The organism is Microcystis sp. M144S2 (genome assembly GCF_020246065.1).
In the GTDB taxonomy this organism is placed as follows: Bacteria; Cyanobacteriota; Cyanobacteriia; order Cyanobacteriales; family Microcystaceae; genus Microcystis; species Microcystis ichthyoblabe_A.
The window spans coordinates 27,925-45,405 of the sequence record NZ_JADBTR010000102.1 but is presented as its reverse complement, the minus strand read 5'-3'; the positions used below and the strand labels follow the sequence as shown (position 1 = coordinate 45,405).

Below are 17,481 nucleotides of genomic sequence, written 5' to 3'. Positions count from 1 at the left end.
TACCTACTGGGGTTTTTAGTACAAATGCTCGAAACCCCTCTCATAGACAGTCTTAACAAGTAATTTAGATACATCAACAGCCGCTCAGTTATTAGTATTCTCCCCCATCATTTTTTTTCTGGTCTAAAAGATGATTATAGATCACACTTTTGAGAGATTGCCAAAAAGGAACTAATAAAGTACTCAGAAGTACAAAAACAGTAATCATACCATAGGAAAACATCGCCATTTGTCGGAAAAAAAGAGGATTTTCCGCGAGCGTTTGCCAGTCCTCCGAAGAATTGAACCAAAAGGGAATTGAAGCCAAAGCTACTGACAGAATATAAACTGGAATAATTAATAAACTGGCAATAAATATCACTCCCACAATTCTCCAAGCCGAGTTTTTAGTTAAATGCCAACCTCTCTTGATTGCTTGCCAACTGCCTAAATTATCTTCAATTACTAAGGGCAATTCGGCAATGTAAATGCGAGCAGATAACCAAAGGAAGAAAAAAGCAAGACAGAAAGAAGCCAGTAAAATAAGCAATACACCAAGGATGGGGATAAAACTGACTAGCACCAGAGACAGCGTTATCGGCAAGATTATTGCCGCTCCCAACAAACCGATCAAAACCTGCATCCACCACAAGCGCCACATTTTCGGCTTAACTTTTTTTTCCGCTTGTCCGGCAGTTTCTGGCTGATAAATGATATCTTGAAAAGCTAATCGTGAGATAACCGCACTATTGAAAAGATACTTAGCGGCCGAGAAAATTTGTACTGGGAAAAGAAATAAACGTAAACCGATATCGCTGCCTTCTTCGGGGGTAATTGTTTGATAAAGTAATTGACTGAGAATTAATTGCAAAATTAAGGGAAGAAGCGACCACAAACAGGCGCGGACAGCAAAGAATACATAAGTTTGGAAGCGATCACGATAAAGACGGAAGGCAGTATTAATCGTATTGCCAATATTCAAAGGATCGAGGGAATTGTTAGTCACGGCGGGACTCCTTACAGAACGCCACCACTATATTAGGTTAAGTAACTAATAACAGCTAAAAACTTCCAATTTAATCAATATTTCCAGCTAAGACAACAATTTTGCTAAAGTGGTAGAACTTGGCCAACGATTCAATTCCCCAGTGGAGAAAGTGCGATCGCATTGATGATCTTAACTCCCTTCGGATTCAGTTCGCGCATGGTAGTAACCGGAGATGTCACCCAAACCGATTCACCGCAACAACAAGAATCGGGGTTAATTGCCGCTCAAAAAATCCTAAAATCAGTAGAAGGGATCGCTTTTTCTTACCTATCGCGGGCCGATGTGGTGCGTCATCCCTTAGTACAAAAAATCGTCTCAGCCTAGGAACAGCACGAAAAATAACAGATTATGGATATTAAACATGGTTTCGTCGATGCGGTGGGTAATACTCCCCTAATTCGTCTCAATAGTTTTAGCGAGGAAACCGGCTGCGAGATTCTCGGTAAGGCCGAATTTCTTAACCCCGGTGGTTCGGTCAAGGATCGGGCCGCTTTATATATTATTCAAGAAGCGGAAAAAGCCGGTACTCTGCAACCGGGGGGAACCGTTGTCGAAGGAACCGCCGGCAATACTGGCATCGGTTTGGCCCATATCTGCAATGCTAAAGGTTATAAATGCCTGATTATCATTCCCGATACCCAATCCCAAGAGAAAATCGACCTATTGAGAACATTGGGTGCAGAAGTGCGTACTGTTCCCGCCGTTCCCTACCGAGATGCCAATAATTACGTTAAATTATCGGGGAGATTGGCTGGCGAGATGGAAAATGCTATCTGGGCCAATCAATTCGATAATCTAGCTAATCGTCGCGCTCACTACGAAACCACCGGCCGGGAAATCTGGGAACAAACCGACGGTAAAATTGATGCTTGGGTGGCTGCCACAGGAACCGGGGGAACCTACGCGGGGGTGGCGATGTTTTTAAAAGACCAAAATCCCCAGGTGCGTTGTGTGGTGGCGGATCCGATGGGTAGCGGTTTATATAGTTATGTGAAAACTGGGACAATTACCCTGGAAGGTAGTTCAATTACGGAAGGGATTGGTAATAGTCGTATTACGGCTAATATGGAAGGCGCACCCATAGATGATGCCATTCAAATTGATGATCCCACTGCCATTAAAGTTGTTTATCAACTATTACAAAAAGATGGTTTATTTATGGGGGGTTCTGTGGGTATTAATGTTGGTGCTGCGGTAGCTTTAGCTAAACAAATGGGACCAGGCCACACCATCGTTACTGTTCTTTGTGATGGTGGGTCCCGTTATCAATCTCGTTTATATAATCCTCAATGGTTAGCTGAGAAAGGATTGGCTTAAATTGTACTGATAACTGATAACTGATAACTGAATTAATGATCCTTCCTGAATTATTTGACCTTTGGCAAGAAACCCTAGAATGGCAACCCGATGGGGCCATACAAGCGCGATTTCAACAACTTTATGAGTTGATTTTAGAGGGTAATCAACGTTTTAATCTCACCCGAATTACCCAACCAGAGGAGTTTTGGGAAAAACATCTTTGGGATTCTTTATCGGGTTTAGCTTGGTTACAAAAATCCCAGCCAGATCTATTGACAAAATCCCTATCAGTCATCGATTTGGGGACCGGGGCCGGATTTCCGGGGCTGCCAATTGCGATCGCATATCCCCATTGGTCGGTGACTCTCTTAGATTCCACCCAAAAAAAGATTAATTTTCTTGAAGAAGTTATTGACAAATTAGAGTTAAATAACACGAAAACTCGTTTAGGTCGGGCGGAAATCGTCGGGAAAAACCTTAAACATAACTGTGCTTATGATATCGTCTGTTTGCGAGCGGTAGGTAATGTGGATATCTGTGTTAACTATGCTTTGCCTTTCCTGAAAAAGACCGGAATCGCTATTCTCTATCGTGGTCAGTGGTCGTCGGAGGATAGTTTGAGTTTAGAGGAGAATCTAGGGAAAGCTGGCGGTAAAATCCTCGAAATTGCCAGTTTTACCACTCCCTTAAGCCAAAGCGTCCGTCATTGTCTATATATCTGCAAGGGATAACTCTAAGCGGTGAGAGGATGGAAAAAGAAAGCCAAGGCCAGGATAGCATAGGTAGCTAAGAGTAACATTCCTTCTAACCAATTTGATCGCCCATCACTACTAATCGAATTAGCTAACCACACCGCCACAGCCACTGCCACCAACTCAAAGGGATTAAAATTTAGATCCATGGGCTGACCGATAATATAACCCATGATAACCAAAACCGGAGCCACAAACAGGGCGATCTGCATACTGGAACCGACGGCCACAGATACCGATAGATCCATTTTATTCTTAAGGGCGACGGTGACAGCCGTAGCGTGTTCGGCCGCATTACCGATAATAGGCAAAAGAATCACCCCGGTAAACAGCGCCGTTAAACCTAGCTGTTCCGTAGCCTCCTCTAGGGATGCCACCAATAACTCTGATTCTACGGCCACGGCGATGGTAACGATCAATAAAATCAAAGACCAAAACCAGATTTTCGGCCTTGCGGTGCTTTCTCCAGCGCTTTCCTCCTCGATACCGGCAACCCCGACATCGTAGAGATAGGTGTGGGTTTTCATGGAAAATAAGAGACTTAAACCATAGACGAAAATTAACACCGCTGCCACGGCCACCGATAGACGCTGCAGCACTGCTTCCCCGACTCCCGTGGAGGTAAATTCCACCGCAGTGGGTAAAAGAATCGCCACCACCGCTAAATTCATGGCCGAGGCATTTAAACGAGCGGTTATCGGTTGAAATTCCTGTTCTTTGAAGCGTAAACCGCCTAAAAACATCGATAATCCCATAACTAAGAGTAAATTACCGATAATTGAGCCAGTAATCGTCGCTTTTACCACATCGATGAAACCTTCCCGCAAAGCGACATAGGCGAGAATTAATTCGGTGGCATTGCCAAAGGTGGCATTCATCAAACCGCCAATATTTGGTCCAACCACCACCGCAATCGCTTCGGTGGCTTCCCCCATGTAGGCCGCTAAGGGGATAATGGCTAGACAAGCGGTGATAAAAACTACCGTTCCGCCCCAGTGTAACAGGGAACCGGCGATCGATATAGGCACAAAAATCAATAGGATGGCGAAAATGGTGTTTTTGTTTAACATAAAGTGGCTAATTTTGTCAAGATAATTTTATTTTGATCGGAGATGGGAACTAGAATCGGATTCTAGCCAAAATTCCCCGGTAGAACCGGTTATTATCCATAATATTGCCCTAAAACCGTCTCTGAGCGACTTTTCTAGGGGTTCGGGGGGTGATTGGGAGGGAACAGTCACCGGTTTAATCATAATTCCGCGACTACCAAAAACAATTTCTCCCACTAATCGCGCCCTTCTCATGTGATTATCGGAAGTGACTAGATAGACACTATCAATACCTTCGGCTTTCAGTTGATCGGCTAGGCTAGTAAAGTTAGTGACAGTATCTCGCGCATTGTAATCGAGATGGAGACGTTCTGGAGAAATTCCCGCTTTTTTAAAAATCTTTCTCACATATCGTCGCGGACTACCGGAAGACACCCAAATCGGTAGATCGGGATATTCCTTAGCTAATTTTGCCGCAAAACGTTCTCGATCGGCATGACCTCCCAAAACAAAAATCGCTTCCGGTTTTAGCCACTGCTGACGTAAATCGTGGTATAACCAGCCTAAACTCGCCAAAATTAGCGGAATAGCCAGCAATTTTAACCTAGATTTGCCTAACCTCCCTTGCGGAGAAACTCGCTTTTTTCTGCGAGAATTAGCCTTGAGAACCATATATCAGTGATCTGTGAGCGGTTGTCAGCCTTCAGCTTTGTGGATTAAAGTGATCGAGGGTGAGGATCATCGAACTCACATTGACGTAGGAGATGGGGATTTTATTCCCTAACTGACCGATAATTTTTCCGGAACTCAGGTGGATTGATGCAGTCGCTTACATTCCCCACCAACGGGCCACCGCTTCGGGAAGGGGGAGCAAAATACTTAATAATAAAGCCAGGGAAAATAGGCCTAATAAATCTCGTTTATTATCCAATTCCGTCACATCATTTAAAGCTGGTTGATCGCTGACTGGCATTAATAAGAGGATAATCGCCCAGAGTAAAAAATCTGGCTGCACTAGGGCTAAAATAAACATGAATAATCGAGTTAATTGTCCGATAATTATGGCGGTTTTCTGCCCATACATGGCGTGAACAATATGACCACCATCCAATTGACCCACAGGCATTAAATTTAGGGCTGTAACGATAATTCCCACATAACCGGCCACCGCTAAAGGATGTAAATGGATGGCTTTTCCCGCGATTAAATTACTGCCGAGAGCTAGTTTAGCTACGATAGACAAGAGAAAAGAAAACTGCGGATTTAAGGCCTGAAAATTTAATAAACTGCTTTGATTAGTTAGGGGAACTATTTCCGAGAGGGACAATCCCCAAAATAGTAGAGGAATAGCGATAATTATACCCCCCAAAGGACCGGCCACCGCCACATCAAATAAAGCTTTGCGGGTGGGTACAGGGGATCGCATTTGAATGAAAGCCCCGAAGGTGCCGAGGAAGAAAGGAATGGGGATAAAATAGGGCAAAGTAGTTTTAATTTTATATTTAACTGCTGTCAAATAATGGCTGAATTCATGCAGTCCTAAAATAGCAATTAAGCCCAAACTGTAGGGTAAACCTTGCAATAATAAACTAGAATTATTTTCTAATTGTTGGGCGGTAATGCCACTTAATCCCGCACCGACCACTGTGGTGGTTAAGATAGTTAATAACAATAAACCCAGGGCAAGAAAGGGGCGAGTAATTTTTTCAGTTTCTATGGTTTCTGTTTTTTGCTGCCAGGGATTAGCCACAAGAGCGAAAAAAGGTTGTCCCTGAAAACTTTCTTGGAAAAGCAATAAAAAGCGATCGCCAAAAACCTTTTCCACATTGTTTTTAATCACTTGATAAGCTTCTTCGGGAACTGCTCGCAATTTGCCCCGACAGAGAATTGCTTGGGGACGATAATCGATATTTTGCAGATAATAAATACCCCAAGGAAAACAATCTCGTAGGGATTTTTCCTCTTCAGCAGTGATCGGTTTTAAATCACTTTTAGGTGCAGGATTATCAATATTTTCTAGGACTAAATTCGCTGTTTCCGGTGGTGATGGGGGGCTTTCTTGGGGAGTAACCCGACCCAATTGTACTAGCCACCAATACAAAAAAGGGCAGATCACAAAGGGACCGATGAGCAGAAATGCCGGCATGGGGGTATCCTCTCCATAGATTAACGTCCAGCCGGTCCAAATTAGAGCCGGAGTCATCAGGACTAACCAAATTAACCATATTGGTGTTGTCGTGACTTTGGCCACGCTACGCTTGACGATAAAATAAGTGAAACCGCCAAGAATCCCTAATAACAACCACATTTCCATATCGGCTCTTTTCTCTTGAGTAAAAGGCGGCTAATTTCAGCCGGCCCGGTCATCGATCGTGCTAGATTGTAAACCGCATTGATTGTGATTTGGATAGGCAAACCATGCGATCGGAAACCGAATCGTCTCCTTTAGAGGTTAGCAAAACCACAAAACCCCCTCGATTAATTCTAGAAGGTTTATACGCTTTCTCGCCTAATCGGGAAACCCTAGGGGGAACCTCTTATCTTATTGTAGAAAATACTGGTAATATTCTGGTGGATTGTCCTAGCTGCGACGAGAGCGAGCGGGATTTTCTCCGAGAAAAGGGAGTCCGTTACCTATTTTTTACCCATCGCGGGGGTCAGGGTAAACAGAGCGATTCTCTGCAAAGTTGGCTTGATTGTGAGATTATTCTACAGGAACAGGAAGCTTATCTGCTTCCTCACCGTCAAATTACCGTTTTTCAGCAGCAAATCCAGTTATCTCCCACTTGTAGCGGTTTTTGGACTCCTGGCCATTCTCCCGGCTCCTCCTGTCTCTACTGGAACCGTCATGGGGGGGTTTTATTTACCGGTCGTCATCTTCTCCCCGACACTAAGGGTCAACCGCGACCCCTACAGACCGCGAAAACTTTCCACTGGCTGCGGCAATTGCGATCGCAACAGGACATTTTAGACCGTTTTAGTCCGGAAACCCTCTCCTATCTTTGTCCGGGGGCTAATACCGGCTTTTTGCGTGGTCTGGGAATTATCGATCGCGCCTACGAAAAAATCAGCGCCAATCCTCTTAACTAAAGACTTTTTAGAAGCTGCATCGTTCAATTCCCAGAAATTATGAATTTAACCGTTAAAGACTTGGGTGAACAGGGATTGCTACCGATTCTGCAAAAATATTGTCCTGCGGAGATTATCGGTGATGATGGGGCGATTTTATCCCTGAAAGAGGGTTACTCTCTCGTCGTCACCACTGATGTTTTAGTTAATAACGTCCACTTTAGCGATCTTACCACCTCTCCGGAAGATGTGGGCTGGCGAGCGGCGGCGGCTAATTTATCCGATTTAGCGGCTATGGGGGCAGAACCCCTGGGAATTACGGTAGGATTGGCTTTAACTCCCGATCTAGCCATCGATTGGCTAGAAGGACTCTATCGGGGTCTTAGCTCTTGTCTGCAAGTATATCAGACGGCGATCGTTGGTGGCGATGTCTGTCGGGCCACGGAGATTAACATCAGCATCACCGCCCTGGGACAAGTGGCAAAAAATGAAGAAACTAGACGTTTTAACGCAAAAGTTGGCGATAGTATCGTTATTACCGGTTATCACGGTTTATCGCGGGCTGGATTAGAGTTACTCTTTCACCCTGAAACCGGCAGGAATTTAAATTCCGCCCAAAAAAAGCGATTAATCCAAGCCCATCAACGGCCGCGACCGAGACTTGATTGCATACCACATTTACAAAAAATTGTCAAGCAATTTCCCATCGCGGGCATGGATAGCAGTGACGGGTTAGCAGATGCTATCATCCAAATTTGTCGCTGTAGTGGGGTTGGTGCTGAAATCGAGAGGATTCCCCTGCATCCAACCCTGAAGGAATATGTAGGAGCCGAAAAAGCTCTAGAATGGGCTTTATACGGCGGTGAAGACTTTGAGTTAGTTTTGTGTTTGCCCCCGGACAGTGCCAGAGAATTGCTGGAGAAAGTGGGGGAAGAGGGGGCGATAATCGGTCAAATCGTCCGGGGGAAAGAGATAAAATTGGCCGATGGTAGAAACCTCAGTTTAAGCTCTGGATTTCAACATTTTTAGCCCCTATAAATCGCCAAAACCTTTCTTTTTCTTGATTTTCTTCGGTTTTTTCGGGCTGCCACCTTGACCGCGGAACCCCGGTTGATTGCCCCCCCCAAACATTCCGCCACCCATACCGGGCATCCCAGGCATAGCGGGCATTTGTCCCCGTCCCATCTGTTGCATCATCGATCGCATTCTGGTGAAATTAGTAATTAGTTTGTTAACTTCCGTTTCCGGATGTCCCGAACCTTTGGCAATGCGACGACGACGATTAGGAGACTTAGCCAATAAATCGGGGTTAGCGCGTTCCTCCGTGGTCATGGAATTAATCATCGCTTCCGTGCGTTTTAACTCTTTTTCGCCCTTTTCGATGTCTGTACCGCTCAGTTTGCCCAGACCGGGGATTAACTTTAAGACTCCCCCCAGGGAACCCATATTTTTTAACAGCCGCATCTGTTTGAGGAAGTCATTAAAATCAAACTTAGCCTCTAAAATCTTGGCCTGCATTTTGGCCGCGTCTTCTAGGTCTAACTGTTCCTGAGCTTTTTCCACTAGCGTCAGAACATCACCCATATTGAGGATGCGACTGGCAAGGCGATCGGGATAAAATGGCTCTAAAGCTTCTACTTTTTCCCCAACCCCAACAAATTTAATCGGTTGTCCCGATATTTGCCGCACTGATAGGGCTGCCCCACCGCGAGTATCGCCATCAAGTTTGGTGAGAATTGCCCCCGTGATGCCGATTTGTTGGTGAAAAGTGTTGGTAAGACTGGCCGCTTCCTGACCGGTCATCGCATCCACCACTAATAAAGTGTCGTCGGGCTTGACAATTTTCTTGATTTGTGCTAGTTCGCCCATCATCTGGGTGTCTATCTGCAAACGACCGGCGGTGTCGATGATAACGGTATCTACGCCCAATTCTTTGGCTTTTTCCACACCTTGACGGGCGATATCGACGGGATTAGCCTGAGAACCCATCTCGAAGACGGGAACATTTATCTGTTTACCGAGGGTGATTAATTGGTCAATGGCCGCCGGACGGTAAACATCGGTGGCCACCATCAGGCAGCTTTTGGACTGTTTGCGGAGATATAGGGCTAATTTGGCGGTGGCGGTGGTTTTTCCTGTCCCTTGCAACCCGGCCATTAAAATTACGGTGGGGGGTTTATCGGCCTGAGCTAGGGGAACGTTGCTTTCCCCCATAATTTTGACTAATTCATCATAGACAATTTTGATAAATTGCTGACCGGGATTGACTCCGGAAATCACTTCAGCGCCGAGGGCTTGTTTCTCGACCTCAGCAATAAATCCCTTGACTACCTGTAGGTTAACATCTGCTTCTAATAAAGCCCGCCGGACTTCTTTGAGGGTTTCTTGTATATTGGCCGAGGAGATTTTATCTTGACCTCGTAATTTTTTCCATGCGTCTTCTAAGCGGTCGGCCAGTGCGTCGAACATAGTTTCGGAATTAAATTTTTAACTAGATCGATTTTATCTCAAATGTCGGGGGAAGACCCCCGTTCTTACCCTGTCATTGGTCAGGGATCGGCGGCAAAGTTCGATCGAATGTTAAACTGAGTCTGTCTTAGCTTCGGAAGTATTCGATCGCTGCAGGAATCGATTCAAGAGAAAACCGAGGAGCAGGGCCTTAAATTCCAGGTCGTCAGTGAACTGTTTATAAAAGCTGAAAGGTTCATCTGATTAGCTGGAAACCCTATCCGGCAAAGGATTAATTCAATTTAGATCTGGAAAAAAACACAAAAGACTTATCTGGAAGGTGTTTCAATCCTTTAAGCTCCTGATAAACCGCCGAGAAGCATACCAAACTCAGAAGAGCCATAATTATTCTCAATTATAAAAATTGAGATAGTTTGTGCCGCTTAAATAAAGAGGTTTTGATAACCAAATTCAAGCATATCTAAAGAGTTTTGAGTTAAAAGTAAAACTTCAGGTTTTCATTCATTACAAAGGTACCAATTAACTAATTTTCCCAAAAAATTAGTTAGCCTATAATTATAACATATAATTAATTTGCAAGAGTTCTAATATCCGAATTAATTATCGAAGCTGGGCGAAGTAAAAGACAATATGAAGAATTTTTTATTTCTTGACTTGGCGCGATTATCGGCATTGCTTGGGCATTACTTTGACCTTTCTTCGGTAAATTAGCCCGTTTACCTAGTCATGGCGCTGCCCCCTGGACGACTAGAAAGAAACTTCGCCGATAAGTTAGGACGCATTCTAACCACCTATCCTTAGATTAGCTTAATCTCCCCAATCCTTTTACTGTTGCCTTTTGCAAGAGTGCAAGAGGACCTCATCTCAACAGGCAATTTAAATTCGCAGGCAGCTTATCATCTAACCCTGACATTAGCCAACTTTGTTAGATAAGAACTTTTTTAAGAATTATGATCGGCCTATAATAGTAACTGTAGTCACCCCTATCCTTTAGCGATAATTCTTGGTTTGGGGTTGATGTCCTTCAGCGCAAGCGAGATTGATTATGAAAATTAGCGAACTAGAAAACTACTTGGCTCAAGTTAAGTCAGAGATTGGTGACATCGATATCGTCTATCAATGTCGCAACCAGCACTATAGTTGGTTGGACAAAATTAGAAGCCATCAACTGAAAGTGTTAAAAAATACCGCAGACACTAAATTATTGATTTCTCTGCAATAGCCATTTTCTCTTGCTAGATGCCAGCAATGAGATCCAGTCTGTCTAATCTGCTTAACAGTTTATCTTTTCTTCACTGTCGATAGGTTCTTAAACCAGCCGCGTCGCCAAAAGAAAATGATTAAACTGAAAGCAACGGTTAGCATCAATACCCAGACGAACACATAGCCCCAATACCATTCTAATTCGGGCATATTATAGGGGGATTTATCAGTATTAAAGTTCATACCATAAATACCGACAATGAAGGTGAGAGGGATAAAAATCGTCGATATTACCGTTAAAGTTTTCATAATCTCGTTCATTTTATTACTCACGGAAGACAGGTAAAAATCCATTAAACCATTGGCAAATTCCCGGTAATTTTCGATAACATCGAGGATTTGTACCACATGGTCATAACAGTCCCTTAGATAGGGTTTAATGGTTATATCGATGACAATATACTCATCGCGTAAAAGAGCATTGAGGATGTCTCTTTGCGGCCAAATTGCTCGTCGGAGGGAGAGTAATTCCTGACGTAGTTGGTAAATTTTTGATAAAGTCTGCTCCGTGGGACTAGCTAAAATTTCGTTTTCTAACTCCTCGATTCTTTCTCCGTAGGACTCTAAAACAGGAAAATAACCGTCAATAATGGCATCCCAAATCGAGTAGGCTAAATAACCCGATTTTTGCTGCCGGATGGAACCTTTATTTAAACGGATTCTTTCCCTAACTCCCTCTAAAGAATCGTATTGTCCTTCTTCCTGCACGGTTAAAACATAATTCTTCCCGACTATTAAACTGATTTGTTCTAGCAAAAAACCCTGATGATCGATCAGGATAGCCATTGGCACTATAATTAAAATATAATTCTCGCATTCTTCTACTTTTGGTCTTTGGGGAATACTGACTATATCCTCAAGGGTTAAGGGATGTAAATGAAAAATTTCCCCCAACTCTTGCAGTTTATCTTCATTACCCAAACCGACGATATCAACCCAAGAGATGGAATCATTGGATAAATATTTAAGACAGTCTTGAGGTAAGAGATTATTAACTATAGTGGCTTGTTGAGAATTATAATTAATTAAAAATATCTCGGTAGCAACGGCATTTTCATCGATGGTGATTAACCCCGGCATCGTCCCGGGTTGATTATAGTGATAATCGTAAAGGTGGGGTTTTGTCTGGGAGGATTTTCGCCCTTTTTTATACCTAGTTAATCTTTTGTTATTGCTCATAGTTGAGATTGATCGCTGTTGGCCTTTTTCTTAGCATTGATCCCTCACAAATTCCTCAATTTTTAGCTAACTTTAAGATTGTCCAAGACTGTTAAAAAACGAAGATTAAACGTAAATGCCAATTATTAGCCGTTTCTCTCTCGATTTCGATGCGACGGATAAACTCACGAAAATAAAAACGGCGCTCTATTTCCGATAAATCTCGCCAAAATTGCGGAAAAGCAACGGCACGAGCGATAATAGTCAGGTTATCGGGGGGTAATTGGTCTAAACGTCCTTGAATCTGCGCGATCTCGTTTTTCAGTTTATAGGCCCGTAGATTAGCCGTTTCTTGATCTAAAATTCCCGCCGCTTCTAGGGAGGGCAATTGCGACAAAATATCGTTTTTTTGCCCTATTTCCTCGCTCATTCCCCGTTTGATCCCCTCTAAATCCGGTAAAGATATCTGGGCGATCGTCGGTGGTAGGTCTTGACAAATGCGCTCGATTGTGCTGTCGAGAATTTTCTCATAAGCGATCGCCGAACATTTTTTCGTCCGGGGACATTGCAAAGGTCGCAAATAGAGGTATTCCGGGCTTTTTCCTCGCGCTGTCACTTTGGTAATCGTCATCCCCGATTGACATTGACTACAAACGACTAAACCCGCTAAGGAACGCGGGGCGCTGGCACTGCGGGGGGGTAATTTGCGATTATTTCTCAGGATGCGATCAATCTGGGCTGCTTCTTCCCGGGAGATAATCGGGGTGTGGGTATCGGGGATAATATCTTGACCGAGATAGCACAAATCGCCGCGATAAACGGGATTGGTCAGCCATTTATGGGCAGTAGCTACCGATATCTTTTTACCGTAGCGTTTTTCTAGATAGCGCACCGTGGAACGCAGGGAAGCGGAAATCAAAAAGCGATCAAAAAAGTCTTTGACTACTGGCGCGGTACTGCGATCGAGTATATAACGCTCCTTGCCACGACGATAACCGTAGGGTGCTTTTCCGGGAGGAGGCAAAGCTTGCAGACGATTGTGAGCGTGACCTGCTTTTAAACGATTACTTAGTTCGTTTTTTGATATTTCTTGCAGAATATTGGCAAAATTCAGCTTATAATCTGGGTCTTCTAGGGCAATTATATCTATGTCGAGGGCTTCTAAAGATTGTAAAATTTTGCTAACTTCCGTGCCATTGTCTCCCAATTCTGCTAAGCGACGCAGGATCAGCAGTCGGGGGGGGGTCCCTTGACAATCGCGGAGCAGTTGCTGCCTTTGTGAGCGATCACCAAAATCCTGATACACTTGTTCGGGAGAATAGGTCGAAATCGAGGCATCGGGGGGACTATCGAGCAGGGGATTGGTATAGGTGTAGGCGATAATTTTCATGTTTTGCCGAAATCCTCCTATAGATAAGCTGTACTATATTTAAACCGCGTCCTGAAAATTTTAGTACAAATGATCGAACTTCCTCGACCCAGCCTCCTTCTCCCCGATCATAGACAGTCTTAACCAATAATTTAGATAGTCAACAGCTTATACTAAGGAAAATTCTTTCACCAGAACTTCCTTGGTAAATAGCGGAGCGGTAGTTATCTTTTCACCCCCTTGGCTCGCGCGTTTTTAATCGGTACTTTCGGGTCGGTGGCGATGATGTGAAGATCGATATTTTTCTGCCAGATCAGGCGCATGAGTTTTTGGGTGAAAGAACCTTTGATGAAATGCTTCCAGCGCGATTGAAGGCTCTCCCCGATCACAATCTGGGTGATTCGTTCGCGCTCGGCCACTTCGGCGATCGCTGCCGCCACCTGATAGCTTTTAACCCGTAAGAATTTCCCCTCGAATTCCCGACATAAACGTTCGCAGGTTTCGATATGTAAAGCCTCCTCTTTCGTGAGAAAGCGATCGGGGTTATCGACGAAAATGACGAAAAATTCGGCGTTCATATACCCCGCTATCCGCGCTCCCCGACGTAATAATCGTAAAGAGTTGGGATAGGTGGAAACACAGACTAATACCCGTTCGTGAACGGGACAGGATTGACCGATAAATTTTGTGGAATTACTCGCTTCTTCTTCTACCGTATCGGCCACCTCGCGCAGGGCCAGTTCCCGGAGGGCGATTAAATTGCGCCGTTGAAAGAAATTATTTAAAGATTGTTGTATCTTTTCGGGAGCGTAGATTTTTCCCGCCAATAATCTTTCCTCTAGGGTTTCGGCGGTAACATCTACCACGATCACTTCATCAGCTTCCTCCAAAATTCGATCGGGTATTCGCTCCCGCACCACCACCCCAGTGATTCGGGCGACCAGATCGTTTAAACTCTCGATATGCTGGATATTCACGGTCGAGTAAACATCGATTCCCTGGGATAAAATTATCTCCACATCCTGAAAACGTTTCTCTCGCTCCGAACCTGGTGCATTCGTGTGGGCCAATTCATCGATCAGACACAGCCGCGGCGAGCGGGCGATAATCGCTTCTGTATCCATTTCCGAGAGAGTGAATCCCTCTTTCTCTAGGATTTTTCTCGGTACGATTTCCAATCCCTCGGCTTTTTCGGCGGTCTCTTTCCGGCCGTGGGTTTCGAGAAGTCCGATCACTACGTCGGTTCCCTGCTTTCTGAGGCTATGCCCCTCCTCCAGCATCTTGTAGGTTTTCCCGACCCCCGGAGCCATACCGATAAAAATTTTATGTCTTCCCCGTCGCACGATCGTCTCCTTTTTGGCAACTTCCCTTACAGATTAAGATGATTCAATCGTAGCTGGGGGGATTGATACTAAATCCAGTTATTATACCATTTCTCTAAATGAAAACTACACATCGAATTTAAGTCACCCTTTTTAAGGGGGATTTAGGGGGATTAAACTTCTGTAGTCAGACTTTGGAGAATTGGTATTAAAAACTGATTATTTATTCCCTTTTGCCTCTTGCATGAGTGCCTCTCCTCATAACTAGCCTGTACTCAACGGATTTAGTATGAGTATCATTAATCCTTTTAATAGTGACGTGGAGTATAAACCCATTGCTTGGTTTTACCCTGCTCAATCAGGCGAGTTTTACTAGATCCGATCAAAATTATGGTTCGCATATCCGCATCGTTAATAGTCATATCCTCTAGGAATTTCACCGTCACTGTTTCCCCTTTTCGTCCTAAATTACGCGCTAGTACCACGGGAGTTTGCGGCGATCGCCATTGTAATAAAATCTCTTTTGCCTTCTCCAATTGCCAAGTGCGCTCTTGAGACACAGGATTATAAAATGCGATCGCTAAATCTGCTCGGGCTGCTAACTCAATGCGCTGAGAAATCACCTGCCAAGATTTGAGAATATCTGATAGGGAAATCGCACAAAAATCATGGCCTAAAGGCGCGCCAACCCTCGCCGCCGCCGCCTGCATCGCCGAAATCCCCGGACAGACCTGAATTGCGATCGCATCCCATGCCGGTTTTGCTTTTTTTTCTAATACCTCAAACACGGCCGCGGCCATGGCATAAATTCCCGGATCTCCGGAGGAAACTAAGACAACCGATCGCCCCTTAGCCGCTAAATCTAGGGCTATTTCTGCGCGATCAAGTTCCACCCGATTATCCGATTCATGGCGGACAATTTCTGGTTTTCTCAGGGATTCTACCAAATCCAAATAAGTTTTATAACCCACCCAATCCGTGGCTTTTTCCAACACTTCTCGAACTTCCGGCGACATCCAATTTAGCGCACCCGGTCCAGTTCCAACTATGGCTAATTTACCTTGACTTTCCAGGTCTAAATCCCCCAGTAGTAAACCAGATTTTTCCTTAATTTCCTGGCTTTCTTCCCAGAGATAAACTAAACAGGTATTGCTAGGTTGTGCTAAGTTTAAGTTACTTTTATCGATAATCTCAATGCTCAGTTTTGCTGCTGATGAAATCGGTAAATTACTATTTTTTAACCAGTCCGCTTCACCGATTAATTTTACTTTTTCACCAGCCAATAAATCGGCAAGAAACTTCTTAGCATCATCGGGATTAACTAACTGATAACCCGGTGGTGGCGATAATAAAGTCGTTTTAAATCTAATATCACCAGTGGTGGTAATTGCGGGGGAAATTTGCAAAACCGAGGCAATTTGACGAGCGAGATCATTAACCCCTTGTAAACCCCCCAACAAAGGCACTACGGCACTGCCATCTTCTGCGATTGCTAATACAGGTGGTTCTTGCCATTTATTAGTTAATAAAGGTGCTAAAGTGCGAATCAAAATACCCGCCGCACAAATGCCAATAATTGGCGTTCCCGTCTGGAAAAATTCTCGCACCGTTTCACCAAAATTAGTATAGGTAAAATCAGCCGAATGGGTACGCTTTATTAACCCATAAACCACTGCTTCCGGTAGGGCCATTTGCACTTGACGAGCAACGGGGATACTGGTTTCTCCTAAAATCAGAATAGCTGGAGGTTTCATTTGGCTTCCCCCGACTGCGTTGCGGTTAACTTTTGGATAAATTCTTGATGTTCTACCGAGTTAATTCCAGCCTTTAAGATGTCCAACACCCGTGACATATTGCCGTTGAGCATGGCAGATTCGACAAGCTCACTGCAAGCTGAAATATCTAACCACAAACCCGGAAATACTAGAGAGCAAATCACCCCTTCTTGGTTGGGTAACAAAGAAATATAATCGCCATCTTGTAAACTAAACCAATCAATTTTTTGGTCAAATACCTGCCAAATAAGATATTCTTGAATGCCACTGCGTCGATAAGCGCGTTTTTTATCCCCTAAATCTATGGCGGCACTACTAGCGGCAATTTCTACCACTAATTCCGGCGCTCCTTCTAGGTATCCCTCTACAGTTAGGGTTGATTTTCCACCGCTTTCTTGACTGATTAATAACACCCCATCCGGCTGTAGTTCGTTGTCGATATCCAAGCGGACTGTTGGCTCAATACCCATTTGTACTTGGGGGGTAGCAACTTTGTATGTCCATAGCCAACCCACAAGATTGCCATGGGGTTCAGCATGAAATTTAAACCTTAATGGGGATGCCATATACACAACTCCTTCGATCAGTTCGGCTTTTTTTAATCCTGGCATAGCTTGATAACGGCGCTCGAATTCGGTACGAATTAAGCGATCCCCATTTTCTAACGGGGGTAAATGTTGAGTGGTTACAGCCTGAGAATTTAAGTATTTAACCGGGGAAGAAGTCATGGTGGCAGTCTTTGAAAACAAAACAGCATTGATTTTATTATAGATTGTTTCATCGGACTTCTTGCGGGATTTAACTTTTAGCTGAAATTTCGCCAGAAGTCCTGAGCTTTTAGCGATGGAATGAATGGCGACCAACAGATAGACAATTCCCCAAAACTATAGCATTTATCTTAGTGATGAGGTACAAAGTTTTCCTTTTGC

The 17,481-nt window shown here is 44.2% G+C and carries 15 protein-coding genes and 1 pseudogene; 6 read left to right on the top strand and 10 right to left on the bottom strand.

What is annotated here, in order from left to right:
- Positions 1 to 91: 91 nt before the first annotated feature.
- The gene (locus IM462_RS12550; protein WP_287699995.1) at positions 92 to 985 is read right to left on the bottom strand and encodes a hypothetical protein; all 894 of its coding nucleotides are present in this window, start codon (positions 983 to 985) and stop codon (positions 92 to 94) included.
- Between the two features lie 165 nt (positions 986 to 1,150).
- Here IM462_RS12550 and IM462_RS12545 point away from each other — a divergent pair.
- The 3 genes and pseudogenes from IM462_RS12545 to rsmG form a co-directional block, all read left to right on the top strand.
- Positions 1,151 to 1,351 (top strand): annotated as a pseudogene (locus IM462_RS12545) (PhoH family protein); the annotation flags it as partial.
- Between the two features lie 24 nt (positions 1,352 to 1,375).
- Positions 1,376 to 2,344 carry a cysteine synthase A gene (locus tag IM462_RS12540; protein ID WP_287699994.1) on the top strand — a complete coding sequence of 323 codons (969 nt, stop codon included), beginning with the start codon at positions 1,376 to 1,378 and terminating at the stop codon, positions 2,342 to 2,344.
- Positions 2,345 to 2,379: 35 nt separating this feature from the next.
- The gene (rsmG, locus tag IM462_RS12535) at positions 2,380 to 3,057 is read left to right on the top strand and encodes a 16S rRNA (guanine(527)-N(7))-methyltransferase RsmG (protein ID WP_287699993.1); all 678 of its coding nucleotides are present in this window, start codon (positions 2,380 to 2,382) and stop codon (positions 3,055 to 3,057) included.
- A gap of 2 nt (positions 3,058 to 3,059) precedes the next feature.
- Here rsmG and cax read toward each other — a convergent pair whose 3' ends face one another.
- The 3 genes from cax to IM462_RS12520 form a co-directional block, all read right to left on the bottom strand.
- Positions 3,060 to 4,148 carry a calcium/proton exchanger gene (gene cax / locus IM462_RS12530; protein ID WP_287699992.1) on the bottom strand — a complete coding sequence of 363 codons (1,089 nt, stop codon included), beginning with the start codon at positions 4,146 to 4,148 and terminating at the stop codon, positions 3,060 to 3,062.
- Positions 4,149 to 4,175: 27 nt separating this feature from the next.
- Positions 4,176 to 4,799, bottom strand: coding sequence for a YdcF family protein (locus tag IM462_RS12525; RefSeq protein WP_287699991.1), 624 nt, complete (start codon positions 4,797 to 4,799; stop codon positions 4,176 to 4,178).
- Between the two features lie 157 nt (positions 4,800 to 4,956).
- Entirely contained in the window at positions 4,957 to 6,441 is a 1,485-nt protein-coding gene (locus IM462_RS12520) for a site-2 protease family protein (protein ID WP_287699990.1), read from the bottom strand.
- Between the two features lie 104 nt (positions 6,442 to 6,545).
- Here IM462_RS12520 and IM462_RS12515 point away from each other — a divergent pair, with 104 nt between their 5' ends.
- Positions 6,546 to 7,217 carry an MBL fold metallo-hydrolase gene (locus tag IM462_RS12515; RefSeq protein WP_287700005.1) on the top strand — a complete coding sequence of 224 codons (672 nt, stop codon included), beginning with the start codon at positions 6,546 to 6,548 and terminating at the stop codon, positions 7,215 to 7,217.
- A gap of 39 nt (positions 7,218 to 7,256) precedes the next feature.
- Positions 7,257 to 8,225 carry a thiamine-phosphate kinase gene (gene thiL / locus IM462_RS12510; RefSeq protein ID WP_287699989.1) on the top strand — a complete coding sequence of 323 codons (969 nt, stop codon included), beginning with the start codon at positions 7,257 to 7,259 and terminating at the stop codon, positions 8,223 to 8,225.
- A 3-nt stretch (positions 8,226 to 8,228) separates the two neighbouring features.
- On the opposite strand, the gene ffh is transcribed toward thiL, so the two are convergent.
- Positions 8,229 to 9,665: a signal recognition particle protein gene (gene ffh / locus IM462_RS12505; RefSeq protein WP_004268212.1), complete on the bottom strand. Its 1,437-nt coding sequence runs from the start codon at positions 9,663 to 9,665 to the stop codon at positions 8,229 to 8,231.
- 1,045 nt (positions 9,666 to 10,710) lie between these two features.
- On the opposite strand from ffh, the gene IM462_RS12500 reads away from it, so the two are divergent.
- Positions 10,711 to 10,887 (top strand): hypothetical protein, encoded by a 177-nt coding sequence (locus IM462_RS12500; protein WP_008199960.1) that lies wholly within the window; start codon positions 10,711 to 10,713, stop codon positions 10,885 to 10,887.
- 59 nt (positions 10,888 to 10,946) lie between these two features.
- Here the strand turns inward: IM462_RS12500 and corA are convergent, their stop codons facing one another.
- The 5 genes from corA to IM462_RS12475 all read right to left on the bottom strand — a co-directional run bounded on the left by corA (position 10,947) and on the right by IM462_RS12475 (position 17,280).
- On the bottom strand, positions 10,947 to 12,107 hold the full coding sequence (gene corA / locus IM462_RS12495) for a magnesium/cobalt transporter CorA (RefSeq protein ID WP_287699988.1): 1,161 nt from the start codon (positions 12,105 to 12,107) through the stop codon (positions 10,947 to 10,949).
- Between the two features lie 91 nt (positions 12,108 to 12,198).
- A complete protein-coding gene (locus IM462_RS12490; protein ID WP_287699987.1) occupies positions 12,199 to 13,476 on the bottom strand; it encodes a recombinase family protein in 1,278 nt (425 codons plus the stop codon).
- 203 nt (positions 13,477 to 13,679) lie between these two features.
- Positions 13,680 to 14,798: a universal stress protein gene (locus IM462_RS12485; RefSeq protein ID WP_287699986.1), complete on the bottom strand. Its 1,119-nt coding sequence runs from the start codon at positions 14,796 to 14,798 to the stop codon at positions 13,680 to 13,682.
- A gap of 287 nt (positions 14,799 to 15,085) precedes the next feature.
- On the bottom strand, positions 15,086 to 16,531 hold the full coding sequence (cobJ, locus tag IM462_RS12480) for a precorrin-3B C(17)-methyltransferase (RefSeq protein WP_287699985.1): 1,446 nt from the start codon (positions 16,529 to 16,531) through the stop codon (positions 15,086 to 15,088).
- A complete protein-coding gene (locus IM462_RS12475; protein ID WP_287699984.1) occupies positions 16,528 to 17,280 on the bottom strand; it encodes a Uma2 family endonuclease in 753 nt (250 codons plus the stop codon). Before IM462_RS12475 ends, cobJ begins: the two co-directional genes overlap by 4 nt.
- Positions 17,281 to 17,481 lie beyond the last annotated feature (201 nt).